Consider the following 12,346-nt stretch of genomic DNA (forward strand, 5'->3'; position numbering starts at 1 on the left):
GAGAAATTTGAGACAACGATGCATGCCAATCGCTAATTGGCCAGGGTGCAATTGTCTTCTCTTGTTGGGAGCTCCCAACCAAGCGCATTTGCAATCAAAAATGCGACGCCACGACGCCAAACCCAAGAGGCCAATAACATGAGCCGCAAAGACGCAATCGATACCTTGTTCCTCAAGAAGCAGCCTGCAACCGATAGAACAGCAGTCGACAAGTCAGCCGTTCGTGTTCGTACAGGCGCGATTTCGGCCATGGGTTCGTCTTTGCAAGAGATGGCCGAGGGAGCAAAAGCTGCAGCTCGGCTGCAGGATCAACTGGCTGCGGGCGAAGCCGTCGTGTCCCTGGATCCATCAATGATCGACGGGTCTCCGATCGCGGATCGGCTGCCCGCGGACGTGGATCCGAAGTTCGAGCAGCTTGAGGCGAGCATTTCGCAGGAGGGGCAGCAGGTACCGATTCTTGTCAGGCCGCATCCTGAGGCTGCCGGTCGATATCAAATCGTATATGGAAGGCGGCGACTGCGCGCGGCAGTAAATCTGCGGAGAGAGGTTTCTGCAATTGTCCGAAATCTCACGGACCGTGAACTAGTCGTGGCCCAGGGCCGAGAAAATCTTGACCGTGCTGACCTTTCCTTCATTGAAAAGGCTCTCTTCGCCCTGCGCCTCGAAGATGCGGGTTTTGATCGGGCCACCATCATTGCCGCGCTTTCCACTGACAAGGCCGACCTCAGCCGTTACATAACTGTTGCCAGAGGCATACCGCTGAACCTCGCCACACAAATCGGTCCAGCGTCGAAAGCGGGTCGATCGCGTTGGGTCGCACTTGCCGAGGGGCTTGGGAAGCCCAAGGCAACAGACGCAATCGACGCGGTGCTTGAGTCGGAGCAGTTCAAGCACTCAGATAGCGATACCCGCTTTGCCCTCATTTTCAATGCCGTTTCAAAGCCGCCCGCTAAGGCTCCAAAAAAGGTAAGGGCCTGGAGCACGCCAAAGGGGAAAAAGGCTGCGACGATCCGACAAGAAGCCGGACGAACGGCTCTGGTTTTCGATGAGAGATTGGTGCCAACTTTCGGCGAATATGTCGCTGACCAGTTGGATGGCCTGTACGCCCAATTCATTGAAACAACAGGAGGAGGCAAGCTCGACCAATAGCCAGGATTTCATCCAATTCAAAGCTTCGCTCGATTGAGATGGACTGGCTCTCACCGCAAAAGAAAAAGGCCCCCGAAACGGCGTTCCGGAAGACCTTCTCTGTAGTCTCGCAGCTAAGAGAATCGCATTTCCAGGAATCGTAGTCAAGGGTCCCGTGAGGGAAAGCGTCATTTCGACGGGCGGATTTCTATTGCCTAACAAAAGGTAAAAGGAAATGCAGACGCATATTTCAACGACGTCCTTTGGGCGGCGGCCGATGACACTCGGCCATATTGCAAGCCAGATGGCAGCAAAAGCGGTCGCATTGGACGCTGTCGCCCACAAATGGCAGGTCTTCCAGCACATCCGTGAATCCCGGGAACAGATCGGAGCCACGGACCGCTCACTCTCGATCCTGAACGCGCTGTTGACGTTTTACCCGGAGACCGCCTTGACTGGTGGCGCCGAACTGGTCGTATGGCCTTCTAACGAGCAGCTGATGGCTCGCGCAAACGGCATGCCTGCCACGACACTGCGCCGGCATCTTGCCGTACTGGTTGACTGCGGGCTCATCATTCGCCGCGACAGCCCCAACGGCAAGCGGTTCGCCCGCAAGGGAAGGGGAGGGGAGATCGAGCAGGCCTACGGCTTCGATCTGTCGCCAATCGTAGCGCGGGCCGAAGAGTTCCGAGATTTGGCCCAGGCGGTGCAAGCTGAAAAGAAGGCTTTCCGGGTGGCGAAGGAGCGATTGACTCTTCTTCGCCGCGACATCGTCAAAATGATCGAAACTGGCATTGAAGAGAGCGTTCCGGGAAACTGGGGAAGAGTTACACAGACCTATCAGGGGATCATCGGCCGCCTGCCGCGCTCTGCACCCCGTCAGCTTATAGAGAGTATTGCCCAGAAACTTCAGGAACTCTGCGCTGAGATCCGTGACGTATTGGAATCGTTTACGAAAACAATGAATCCGGACGCCAATGAGTCCCATTCCGGTCGTCACATACAGAATTCAAAACCAGACTCTAAATCTGAATCTGAACACGGCTTTAGAGAAATAGAAGAAGCGTGCGGCGGCGTTGCGGAAACCGACAACGTGCGGAGCTTGCCGAAACGCGAGCTGCCTTTGGGAATCGTGCTGGATGCCTGCCCCGAAATGCAGGAACTGGCCCAGGCAGGGACAATCCGGCACTGGCGCGACTTGGTGGCGGCGGCTGACCTTGCCCGGCCGATGCTGGGGATTAGCCCCAGCGCCTGGCGGGAGGCCCGAGAAACCATGGGTGAGCAACACGCGGCGATCACGCTGGCGGCGATCTATCAGCGGGCCGGTCAGATCAACAACGCCGGCGGCTATCTGCGCAGCCTGACCGATCGGGCCAGGGACGGGAAGTTTTCGACCTGGCCGATGGTCATGGCGTTGCTACGGACGAAGCTGGACGAGCAGAAGAATGCAGCCAGCGTCGGAAAACCACGAACGGATGAGGATGCAGAAGACGATAGCCGCGTCCACGTATCGGATTCGCTGCTGAAAAGCCTGCAGAAGCCGAGGTCGTGGTGATCTCCTCGTTACTCGGCCGCGGCGATGTCGACGTCGGTGATCAACCCCGAACGTCGGGCGCGATCGATGAGGTTCTTCACGGACGAGGGCGACCATTTGGAGCCGCCGCGCGGGGTGCGCTCGTGCAGCCTTTCGAGCTGGGTGGCGATATCGCGCAGGGTGAGGTCTGCGTTCGAAGAATGGATGCCGGCCACAAGCGTCATCAGGCGATCCTCGGGAAGCCGGGGCGGAGATTTTTTCAGCAGCGCTGCGTCCGCCATGCGTTCAGTCACCATCCACTTCACAGCCCGGCGAAGCCGTTCCGGCGTCCAGTCGAGGCCCTGCTGTTTGAGCACTCGGGTTATGTCGTCCCATGTGTGATCGGGCCGCATGCGCCGAACGGTCGGAAGCCATTGGTTCGCGGAGGCCTGAATGCGATCGCCGTATGCCGCTTTCTGGGCGGCCGTCATCCTGGCCAACGCCTCGGGGCGTTTCTCTCGTATGCCGGGGTTGCCGGGAAGTTTTCCTTTGGACTTGGCTGCCCGGATGCCGGCCTTCGTTCGTTCGGAAATGAGCGCGCGTTCGAGCTGCGCGACGGCGCCGAGAACCTGGAGCGAGAACATGCCCTGCGGCGTGGTTGTGTCGATAGGATCGCGAAGCGATCGGAAATGCGCGCCCCTCGCCGTCAGATTCTCGATCACCTCGAGCAGATGGCTGACCGAGCGCGCCAGACGGTCAAGCCGAACCACAACGAGCGTGTCTCCGGCGCCGATCTCGCGAACGAGTTTGGAAAGGGCAGGCCGGGCACGCGACGCGCCGGATCCGTGTTCCTGGACGATCACATTGCACCCGGCCGATCGCAGCTCGATTTCCTGGGCTTCTGTCGCCTGCTCGTCCGTAGAGACGCGGGCGTAGCCGATCAGGCGATGACTGGCGCTCGGACGCTTCATTGGGCAAGCTTCGCCGACGGTAGATCGCTGAGAAGAGCAAGCAGCGCCGGATTGATGTAGAGGTTCTCCCGGCCGGCTTTGATTTCCTTCAGCAGGCCGAGTTCAGCAAGGGATTTCAGGTAGACCGATGCGGCCTGTCGTTTCGCAATGTCCGCGGCCACCAGATCGCCGATACGGCAATAAGGGTTCACGAAGATCACTTCGGCCAGCTCGCGCGAATAAATCTTCGGCAGATCCCGCCTGATGCGCTCCGCGGTCTGATCGAGCAAATCCCGGATCGAACGAATGCGCGCGGTCGACCAGTTTGCAGTCTCACGGATCGCCTCAAGCATGTAGAGGATCCAGTCCTCCCAGGCAGCGTCTGTCGTCACGGCGAGCAGGCGGTCATAGTAGGCGCGCTTGTTGCCGATGATGTAACGGCTGAGATAGAGGACCGGAATGTCCAACAGGCCCTTGTCGACGAGGTAGAGCAGGTTCAGCACCCGGCCCGTTCGACCGTTGCCATCGGTGAATGGATGGATGGCTTCGAACTGGTAGTGCATCACGGCGAGGCGGATCAGCGGATCGATGTCCTCTGCCTCGTGAATGTACCGCTCCCAGTTCGAGAGCTTGTCCCGCAACAGTGCTTGCCCCTCTGGCGGAGTATAAATGACGGCGCCGGTCGCCTCGTTCATCAGCGCCGTTCCCGGCGTCGCGCGGATGTCGAGTTCGACGCCCTTGATGGTCCTGCAGACGGCGATCGCTGTCGACGTCGACACCGGACGTTGTTTGAGCGTTTGAAAGCCTTCACTGAGGGCGGTACGATACCGCAGCGCTTCCTTCGTCGCCGGATCAGCCTGGTTGTTGGCCTCATTGGCGAAGCGGAACAGTCTATCGGTCGTGGTGACGATGTTCTCTATCTCCGAGCTCGCCTGCGCCTCCAGCAGCGGAATAGAATTGATAAGGACCGCCTGGTTCGGAATGAGCTGGCCGGACACACGCAGTTCCGCCAGCGCCGCGCGTGCCGAGATGCAGGCTTTCAGCACGGCTTTCGTTTCCACGTCCTCGCGTGGCGGCAAGGTGGGGAGGTCGTTAAACGGGCGGTTCGGCTGAAACGGCATGTCGATTAATCCTCATGCGATCGACATGTCGGGTGGATATGTCGTCGGTATCGACATATCGTTAATTCATGTCGATAGAATCAAAATATAACGACACATTAAGCGTCTCGCAAGCGCCTTGTACAAATGCAGAAGATACTAACAAACGATCGTTTGTAAACGTCTCTTGGTCCTTTGGAGTGAAAGTAAACACGGCGCAAGTGGCTGGAAAACAGTGGTTTTCATCGATGTCACGTCCGTCGGCGCTAATCCTGTACAGTTCGAACGCCTTGGCAGCTCTATCTAGTACGTGCGCGAGAAAAAGTATCTCCTATGATTGAAGTGTATGCTATTATAGCTTCAAGGTTGTCTAAATATATGCATTAAAACAATGAGATATGAAATCGGTGATTTGCCACTGGCGGCGCTGCTTCCGGCCATCGCAAGGGCGGAAGATCAGCTCGCGCGTCTCGACGAGGTTGTTCGCCGCAGCCCCGTCAGGCAGGGCTTTACCGAAAGGTCGCACTTCATCGAGGCGGCCGCCAGCATGTGGGTCGCCGGCGAGCTTGTTCATCTCGAGGATCTCGTTCTCCACGACGCAAATAGGGATGTGCGCACCCCGACCCATGAAGTCACAATCGCACATTCAATCTTGAGGGCGCGGCGGCGCATCGCAAGCGCTGACCCCGGCTGGGCGACGAGCAGGGCTGGGGTCGTAAGCCTCGCGGGGCGATCAGAGGACTCTACGGAACGAGAGGTGGTAGGCGAAGGGAGCTCGCCATTGTCCATCGAACTGGCATTGAACGAAGACGAGAACGGTTTTGCGGCGGAGATGGCCGAAATCGATGCGGTCCTTAATCGATCCGCCCGTGTGCTCGAAGCGGTGGCAACGGGCGAGGGCCGCAAGGCGGATCCTTTGATGGTCGGTGAGCTCATTGTCCGGGATCCGGGTTGGAACGAGGAAGGGCGCCTTTCGGATTGGAGAGCGGCTCTGGCTGAGGCCGACGCCTTGCCGACCACGTTGGCGGCCGCAGTTATATGGGACGCATGGGAATGCATGGAGCCACTGCAGCGGCAGCATTGGCTTGGTGCCCAACTTGTGAATTCCTATTTTCGGGTGCGCGGAAAGGTATCTTCGCACCTGTTCTGCTTCTGCTCTGGTCTGAAGAGTGTACCTCGGGAACGGCGGCGATCGCCGAAACGAATATCACGAGTGCTCGCCGGGCTGGATGCGATGGCGAGCGGCGCTGAACTGGCCATAAAGGAAGTCATTCGGCTGGGACAGGCGAGGGAGCATCTCGAGCGCAAGCTGAAGGGAAAGCGCTCGTCCAGCAGTTTGCCGCGCGTTGTGGACTTGCTGATGGCGCGACCGATCGTGTCCTCGTCGATGATAGTCAAGGAATTGAAGGTGAGCCATCGTGCGGCGCTCGATCTGGTCGCCGAACTCGGCGTTCGGGAAATGACGGGGAGAGGAAGCTTCCGTGCATGGGGTGTAATTTAAAGGATGAGGTGGAGGCTATGCTTGCTGTTACTTCGCATCGAATATGGATTCGGTACCCGAGCGAACTGCATAAACCGCTCGTTTCTATGCCCGCGGTGTATTTGGCTTGACTTGTGCCCAACGGGCAACGACGATCACGCAATGGTTGATTGCCGTTTGCGTCGCGATGATGAGCTTCAGCCCATTTCCGTATAAGGATGCCAATCCAATGCCGACATGGCCGAAAGACAAGCTGCTGAAGCACGGCCCCGATCTTTCCCTGGAGGAGCGTATCCGTCGTTATCAGCACAATATCCGCACTATTCGGGAATCCGGCTGCAAAGTGCCAACGTCTGCTTTCATCGATACGCTTGACCCCGCCGAAATTGAGCTATGGTTTGCGGACAAGGCTTTCACAATCGATCGCCTCAAACGGGTCATGAAGGATGTTGCAGATTTGCCGGAGGGAACGCTGTTGCCATCCCCCTTTATCCCTCTCCGAAAGTAGCTGGTAGCCCGCTCCCCTATAGGCAAGGACGAATTCGGGTCGAATGTTGCGGCCGTGTCGGCGGGACGCAATAGAAAGCCTTATAGTTCCGCTCTACGACGCGACCTTTGGGAAACAATCTGGACAAACCGGACAATCTGCACTATCTTTGTTGTAGTCAAGAAGGAAGACGAAGATGGTTGCTGTCACCCGTAAATCGCAGATGCGTGCAAAGCTGGAAGTCAATCCGGCTGCGGTAGCCGATGTTCTCAAGGTTCTGGCCCGACACAATCCAGGCCTTTCAAAGCCGGCGCTTGCAGCGACTGGCAAGGTCATGGCCGTGGTCTCCGCGGCAGCAGCGCGCCTTTCTGTCGAGCAACAGCATCGGATTGCCGACGATGAAACGGAACTCGCCCATATTGTGGAAGCCGCCGTCGCCGAACTGGCTGCGAAGCCAGGTCATGTACTCGCGGAGGTATCGGTCGAAAAGCCTGTGGAGGTCAGCCGAGGTGCTGGTCTGGGGCAATCGGTAGACATGGAGGAAGGGCGCCGCAGGCTCGACGAATTTGCGACGCCAACCCGCATCGAAGACTGGGCCGGTCCGGTCGCTGGTCCGGGCGATATCGAGAAGAAGTTCGGCACGAAGCGATCGACCTTGCACGACTGGCACAAGCGCGGAGCTGTCGTCGGTCTGCTCAAGGGCGAGCGAAAGCATGTCTTTCCCCTGGCTCAGTTTGTCGATGGCCGGCCGGTCGAGGGCCTGCCTCAGGTCACGAGAATCATCCGCAATCCGCGTGTAGCGTGGCAATGGTTGATCCAATCGAAGCCAAGCATAGGCGGAACGCCGCTCGACAATCTCAAGAAGGGCAATCTTGACGAAGTTCTGGATGCAGCTGCGCGCGATTTTGGTTGAGCTGAATCGTGAAACTTGATCCTCAAACGGTTCGGGAGCTCGCGCTTGCGTTTCTCCCGCAATCCTATCTCCGCATCATCCCTGTAGCCCACATGTCGACCCCGCTCGGTATGGGTTTCGGTCAATCGCGATTCTCAAGTCCAAACCAGATGTTCCGACTGCTTTATGCCGCATATGATCTCGCGACCGCGATTGCGGAGACGATTGCGCGCGACCGCTTCGAGGGGACCCAGGAGCGAGTGCTGGATGAGAGTGAAATCGAGGACTGGTCGGTTACAGAAGTGACGGCCACGGATGCTCTTATCCTTCTCGACCTGCGCACGACCGGCCTCCTTAGGTTGGGCGTCAGCACGGACGCAGCCCGCGGCAAGGAGCACCAGGAAGGGCAGAAACTGAGCGAGACGATCTTCCGATCCTATGCTGTCGATGGATTGCTCTATTCCTCCCGCCTCACGGCGGCAGATTGCGTGGCGGTCTACGATCGGGCTGTCGCTGCGAAACTTGTCGCCTCTCCGGCGGTCGAGTTAGTTCGTCAAGCCGACCTCGTAGCCGCCCTGCGGTCTATCGGGGTGTCGATCCGGGCCGGGCGATAAGCATGTCCATTACAGTCACTTCCGCAAACTTCTCTGGGCGATTTACGGCGTTGAATGGCACGAGAACGTTGCCAGCAACACATGCCGACATCATCCGCTCGTTGCTGACCGTCGGCTATCCCAGCCGTCGAGCCGCTGTCCGCACCGTTGGCCCCTGGCGGGAGAAAATGCTGGTCGCGATGGCGACGGGCTATCTGGATGCCTCCTTGAACACGACGGCCTATTTTCGGAGTTTGGAGCAGTCGGAGAAGGTAGGGGTTTCGTTCCTTTTCGGCGAGGCGTTCACGCACTGGTATGCTCAGAGTCAGATGAGCGTGCAGTATCTCGTGCATGTCGCCGGCCTTGCCTCCTGCCGATGGGGATCCCCAACGGCTCCGGTCGCGCCGAAGGCTGGCGCAGCGCCTCCTCCTCCAAAATCGCGTCCCGACTTTATCGGCATCAAGCGAAGAGAACGCCATGTGTTCGAGAGTAAGGGTCGCATCCGAGCGCCAGCCGCAAGCACCGTTGCGAAGGCACTGGGGCAGGTTTCGGCGCTTCACACGGTCAACGGACGGGCGCCGACCACGCGCTGTGCAAACTTCTTCATGTTCAAGGCCGGTGGTGCAGAGGGCAGAGTGCTGGATCCCCCGGCAAAGGGTGACGGCATCACCGTAACGTTTGATCTCTTCGAAGCGATTACACGAGCCTACTCCATTATCCTCGATCAGCCGGTACTTGATCTATCCGATCAGGTTGGTGCGGGTTATGTCGGCCGCGAGATCGATGATGGTGTGTTCCTGGGTATCGACAAGGAAATCCTTGCCTTGGTACAAGAGCGGCCCCCGACCGAAGCAACGCGTCGCAGGCGTGTCGCTCAGGTCTTCTCTGCCCTTGAAGATCGGTCGGAGACCTATGCGGGCCGGCAGGATAGAAGTGTTTCGTCCGGTCTTGACGGGGTCCTGCTTCTTGACCGCCGTTAGCCGCGCGCCCTTCGACGCTTCCGGACGCAGGGTTAAATGGCCGACTTTATGTCGGGGTGTTGGTTTCACCTTCTGACCAGGAAATTCATGTAAATTACTACAACCCCATAATTCCATCAGCGATGCTCGCTCCATGACGACCCTTCTCGGCCTCACCTATATCTCAAATGAAAAAGTGCCGCTCGCGGACCTGGACGACTATGTAACCGTCCACGTGCCGGGTGCTGGGTTTAATCAACACCTCGGGAATCACGCACCATGGTTTTGGTCGATCGATAGGAGAGGCGGCGGCGGCGTGGATTTCAAGCAAGGGAAATATGACTATTGGGTGCGCCGGATCGGTTCCAACCAACCAATAGGGCCCAGTCGGCCCGAACGCGGGATTTTGGCCAACTTGACGAACAAATGTAGAATATGGATTCTTATGGTCGTGGGTGCCTGTGTTTGCGTCGCAAATATCAGACGCAAAATCGAAACTTTAATCGGGATTTTTGCGACAAGCCATCAGCTACTTCTTGCTCACGAATGCCGCCATCCAGACGCCGGCGACAATGATGGCGGCTCCGCCAAGAGTTGCGATGGTCGCTTCTGAGAAAGGACGGCTGAAACCGTCGATCACCACGCTCGCGAGCATTTGCGCGGCCACGACGAAGCTGGTTGTCTTGCCCGCACCCAGTCTCGGAACGGCGTGGCTGTTGAGCGCCACGAAGGCAACACCCAGAACGCCGCCAAGCCAGGCCATTATCGGTACTGCCGGCTCGATTGTCATGTTGTTCCGGAACATCGTTGCGATGACAAGCGACAGGAAAGCGAATCCGACCGCATGCGCCCACAGGGCAGTACGGATAGCGCCGACCTTCCTGCCGAGATGCCCGTTGATGACCCGGCTCGTTGCGATCAGGACGCCGTTCAGCAATGCGAGGCCGATCAATGTCAGCATTGCTCAACTCCTCGCCAGGATGATGACCATGCTTCCGACCAGAACCAGTGCAAACCCGATCGTCTCGCGGGGGTGTGGTTGCCGGCGCGGTAGGCGGAAGAACCCGAAATAATCCGCACATACGCCTAACGCCATTTGCCCGACCAGCAACAGGGCCAAAGTGCCCGCAAGACCGAGAGCACTATTGACCGTGATTGCGGCGAGCAAAACGCTGAAGGCCCCCGGAATGCCGCCTAGATAGGACCATAACGGCCAACGCTGATGCGGCATGCCTATAGTGGTTGCCTGGCCCTTGAGCGAAAGCAGGAGGACAAGGAGAAGACTGGCGACCGCTCCAATGCCGTGCGCCGCCCATGACGCGAACAGCGGAGAGCTGTGCCGGGCAAGCTGGCTATTCCAATCTGTCATGACCGCAAGCAACACGCCGGCGACCAGCGCGAGCAAGATGGGCCAGTCAATGGGCCTTTTCTGCATTATCCCAGCATCCTTCCTGACACGGAAGGCCGGACATGCTAGTGTCAAATTGCCTTCTCACTCCCGTCCGGCTTAATTGCGAGACGCGGAAATGCTGTACAAATAAAGGATTTACCAACCCGCGAAAGATGCTGGCTTTCCGGTCCATGCGGACTATTCTGTCCGTACAGGGAGTAGAGTGGCACATGGAGAATCTGGGCGGCTTGAAGATATTCGTGCGGGTGGCGGACACCTTGAGTTTCGTTGAGGCCGGCCGCCAGCTCGGCCTTTCGGCATCCGCGATCGGAAAGGCCGTTGCCCGCCTCGAACAACGAATAGGCGCACGGTTGCTTCACCGGACCACGCACAGCGTCAGCCTCACAATGGAAGGGACCCTATTTCTTGACCGAGCGCGGCGTATCCTTTCCGAAATGGAACTGGCGGCGCAGGAGCTGTCGGAAGCCGGGCATAAGGTTCGTGGTCCGATGAAGGTCAGCCTGCCCACCTGGGCGATGAGCTTCATGCCGATCTTCCGGCGTTTCATGCAGGTCTATTCCGAGGTGCGGCTGGAACTTGAATTGACCGATCGGCTCGTGGACATTGTGGGAGAAGGCTACGACCTCGCCATTCGGACCGGAGAGGTTCGCGATTCCAGCCTTATGACACGGATCGTCGGGCGCTTTCGGCATACCATTATTGCTGCACCGTCATATCTTGCCGCCCATAGCATTCCGGCTTCTCCTGAAGATCTCCTCAATCACCGTTGTCTGCATAGACGGCACCCTGGGAGCGGATTGATAGACGCTTGGCCACTTGCCAGGGATGGCGTCAATCTCAATCTGGACTTGCCGGTCGCACTGATCGCAAACAGTGTCGAGGCCAGAATAGAGCTGGCAGAACAGGGAGCGGGCATCGCCTGTGTGCCGTCAATCGCGGTCAGCCGTCTCATCGAAGATGGCCGCTTGTTGTCGATCTTGGAGGGAAATGTGCGGGACGCCGGCGTTCTTCGGCTTCTGTGGCCGGCCGGAGCTGCCCCCTCGCGCAATGTGGGCGTGTTGGTCGATTTCGTAGCTCAAGCGAGTGTGTCGCAGAAGTTCTAATTTTGCAGCACCTGCAAAGTTGGGGTAACATACCTACCCAAAACCGGAGTTTGCGAGAAGGGAAGAAGCCACGCGAATGGACCAGCTCGGAGAACTTCGCTCTACTGTTCTCGCCAGTCCATTGCTTCGGCCGATCATTGATGGGTGGGATAAGCTGGCCTTGCCGGATTGTTGGCTGGTCGCAGGCGCTATCGCTCAAACCGTTTGGAACAAGACGTTCGATCTGCCATCCACCCACGGCATTTCCGATGTCGATATCGTTTACTTCGACCCAGATGACCTTACGGAAAAAGCGGAAGCCGACCGCGCAGCAAGGATTCGCGCGGCGTTCTCACATCTGCCAGTTTGGATCGATGTAAAAAACGAAGCTCGGGTGCATACGTGGTACGAGACCAAGTTTGGCTATCAGATTGCGCCATACACCTCGACTGCCGAGGCCATCACCACGTTTCCCACGACGGCGACAGCAATTGGCTTAAAGCCCACCGGGGGCTCCCTTCTCCTCGATGCTCCATTCGGGACTGATGACCTGATGAACGGAGTTGTGCGACCGAATAAGAAGCAGATTACCCGTGAAATATACGACGCCAAAACCATGCGGTGGATCACTGTGTGGCCTAATCTTTCCGTTGTGTCTTGGGAGGACGAAGATCCGTTCCCGGTAGGGACGCCCATTTCTGAGCGCCCCCCGGACAGATCCGAGCGAGCCCAATTCGGGCACTCGGCTCCT

Annotated in this window: 13 protein-coding genes; 9 read left to right on the forward strand and 4 right to left on the reverse strand. The window is 58.1% G+C overall.

The genetic code is table 11. The annotated features are described in order from the left end of the window. Positions 1-138 precede the first annotated feature (138 nt). On the forward strand, positions 139-1,149 hold the full coding sequence (repB, locus tag DXT96_RS25775; RefSeq protein ID WP_060716502.1) for a plasmid partitioning protein RepB: 1,011 nt from the start codon (positions 139-141) through the stop codon (positions 1,147-1,149). 214 nt (positions 1,150-1,363) lie between these two features. Next, positions 1,364-2,683 (forward strand): plasmid replication protein RepC, encoded by a 1,320-nt coding sequence (gene repC, locus DXT96_RS25780; protein WP_060716503.1) that lies wholly within the window; start codon positions 1,364-1,366, stop codon positions 2,681-2,683. 8 nt (positions 2,684-2,691) lie between these two features. On the opposite strand, the gene DXT96_RS25785 is transcribed toward repC, so the two are convergent. Beyond that, on the reverse strand, positions 2,692-3,612 hold the full coding sequence (locus DXT96_RS25785) for a recombinase family protein (protein WP_060716504.1): 921 nt from the start codon (positions 3,610-3,612) through the stop codon (positions 2,692-2,694). After that, positions 3,609-4,712 (reverse strand): protein adenylyltransferase Fic, encoded by a 1,104-nt coding sequence (gene fic, locus DXT96_RS25790; RefSeq protein WP_060716505.1) that lies wholly within the window; start codon positions 4,710-4,712, stop codon positions 3,609-3,611. Before fic ends, DXT96_RS25785 begins: the two co-directional genes overlap by 4 nt. Before the next feature lie 370 nt (positions 4,713-5,082). Between fic and DXT96_RS25800 the strand changes: the two genes are divergently transcribed. From DXT96_RS25800 to DXT96_RS25820, 5 genes are all read left to right on the forward strand, one after another. Beyond that, positions 5,083-6,192: an RHE_PE00001 family protein gene (locus tag DXT96_RS25800; protein WP_153517057.1), complete on the forward strand. Its 1,110-nt coding sequence runs from the start codon at positions 5,083-5,085 to the stop codon at positions 6,190-6,192. A gap of 166 nt (positions 6,193-6,358) precedes the next feature. Beyond that, positions 6,359-6,679, forward strand: coding sequence for a hypothetical protein (locus tag DXT96_RS25805; protein WP_234903527.1), 321 nt, complete (start codon positions 6,359-6,361; stop codon positions 6,677-6,679). Between the two features lie 175 nt (positions 6,680-6,854). Next, positions 6,855-7,571 carry a hypothetical protein gene (locus DXT96_RS25810; protein WP_153517059.1) on the forward strand — a complete coding sequence of 239 codons (717 nt, stop codon included), beginning with the start codon at positions 6,855-6,857 and terminating at the stop codon, positions 7,569-7,571. An 8-nt stretch (positions 7,572-7,579) separates the two neighbouring features. Continuing rightward, positions 7,580-8,164: an RES family NAD+ phosphorylase gene (locus DXT96_RS25815; protein ID WP_371419007.1), complete on the forward strand. Its 585-nt coding sequence runs from the start codon at positions 7,580-7,582 to the stop codon at positions 8,162-8,164. A 2-nt stretch (positions 8,165-8,166) separates the two neighbouring features. Continuing rightward, on the forward strand, positions 8,167-9,123 hold the full coding sequence (locus DXT96_RS25820) for a hypothetical protein (RefSeq protein WP_194287747.1): 957 nt from the start codon (positions 8,167-8,169) through the stop codon (positions 9,121-9,123). Positions 9,124-9,631: 508 nt separating this feature from the next. Here the strand turns inward: DXT96_RS25820 and DXT96_RS25830 are convergent. Then, positions 9,632-10,063, reverse strand: coding sequence for a DMT family transporter (locus DXT96_RS25830; protein WP_153517060.1), 432 nt, complete (start codon positions 10,061-10,063; stop codon positions 9,632-9,634). Positions 10,064-10,066: 3 nt separating this feature from the next. Further along, positions 10,067-10,537 carry a DMT family transporter gene (locus DXT96_RS25835; RefSeq protein WP_153517061.1) on the reverse strand — a complete coding sequence of 157 codons (471 nt, stop codon included), beginning with the start codon at positions 10,535-10,537 and terminating at the stop codon, positions 10,067-10,069. A gap of 185 nt (positions 10,538-10,722) precedes the next feature. Here DXT96_RS25835 and DXT96_RS25840 point away from each other — a divergent pair, with 185 nt between their 5' ends. Continuing rightward, positions 10,723-11,616, forward strand: coding sequence for a LysR family transcriptional regulator (locus DXT96_RS25840; protein ID WP_153517062.1), 894 nt, complete (start codon positions 10,723-10,725; stop codon positions 11,614-11,616). Positions 11,617-11,692: 76 nt separating this feature from the next. Further along, on the forward strand, positions 11,693-12,346 hold a 654-nt coding region (locus DXT96_RS25845; RefSeq protein WP_371419008.1), incomplete at its 3' end, for a nucleotidyltransferase family protein.

It is taken from the genome of Agrobacterium sp. ICMP 6402, assembly GCF_009498615.1.
Taxonomy (GTDB): domain Bacteria; phylum Pseudomonadota; class Alphaproteobacteria; order Rhizobiales; family Rhizobiaceae; genus Agrobacterium; species Agrobacterium burrii.

Bases quoted from the DNA above. Each gene is read 5' to 3' on its own strand.
- repB (WP_060716502.1), top strand. From the start codon at position 139: ATGAGCCGCAAAGACGCAATCGATACCTTGTTCCTCAAGAAGCAGCCT.
- repC (WP_060716503.1), top strand. From the start codon at position 1,364: ATGCAGACGCATATTTCAACGACGTCCTTTGGGCGGCGGCCGATGACA.
- DXT96_RS25785 (WP_060716504.1), bottom strand. From the start codon at position 3,612: ATGAAGCGTCCGAGCGCCAGTCATCGCCTGATCGGCTACGCCCGCGTC.
- fic (WP_060716505.1), bottom strand. From the start codon at position 4,712: ATGCCGTTTCAGCCGAACCGCCCGTTTAACGACCTCCCCACCTTGCCG.
- DXT96_RS25800 (WP_153517057.1), top strand. From the start codon at position 5,083: ATGAGATATGAAATCGGTGATTTGCCACTGGCGGCGCTGCTTCCGGCC.
- DXT96_RS25805 (WP_234903527.1), top strand. From the start codon at position 6,359: ATGATGAGCTTCAGCCCATTTCCGTATAAGGATGCCAATCCAATGCCG.
- DXT96_RS25810 (WP_153517059.1), top strand. From the start codon at position 6,855: ATGGTTGCTGTCACCCGTAAATCGCAGATGCGTGCAAAGCTGGAAGTC.
- DXT96_RS25820 (WP_194287747.1), top strand. From the start codon at position 8,167: ATGTCCATTACAGTCACTTCCGCAAACTTCTCTGGGCGATTTACGGCG.
- DXT96_RS25830 (WP_153517060.1), bottom strand. From the start codon at position 10,063: ATGCTGACATTGATCGGCCTCGCATTGCTGAACGGCGTCCTGATCGCA.
- DXT96_RS25835 (WP_153517061.1), bottom strand. From the start codon at position 10,537: ATGCAGAAAAGGCCCATTGACTGGCCCATCTTGCTCGCGCTGGTCGCC.
- DXT96_RS25840 (WP_153517062.1), top strand. From the start codon at position 10,723: ATGGAGAATCTGGGCGGCTTGAAGATATTCGTGCGGGTGGCGGACACC.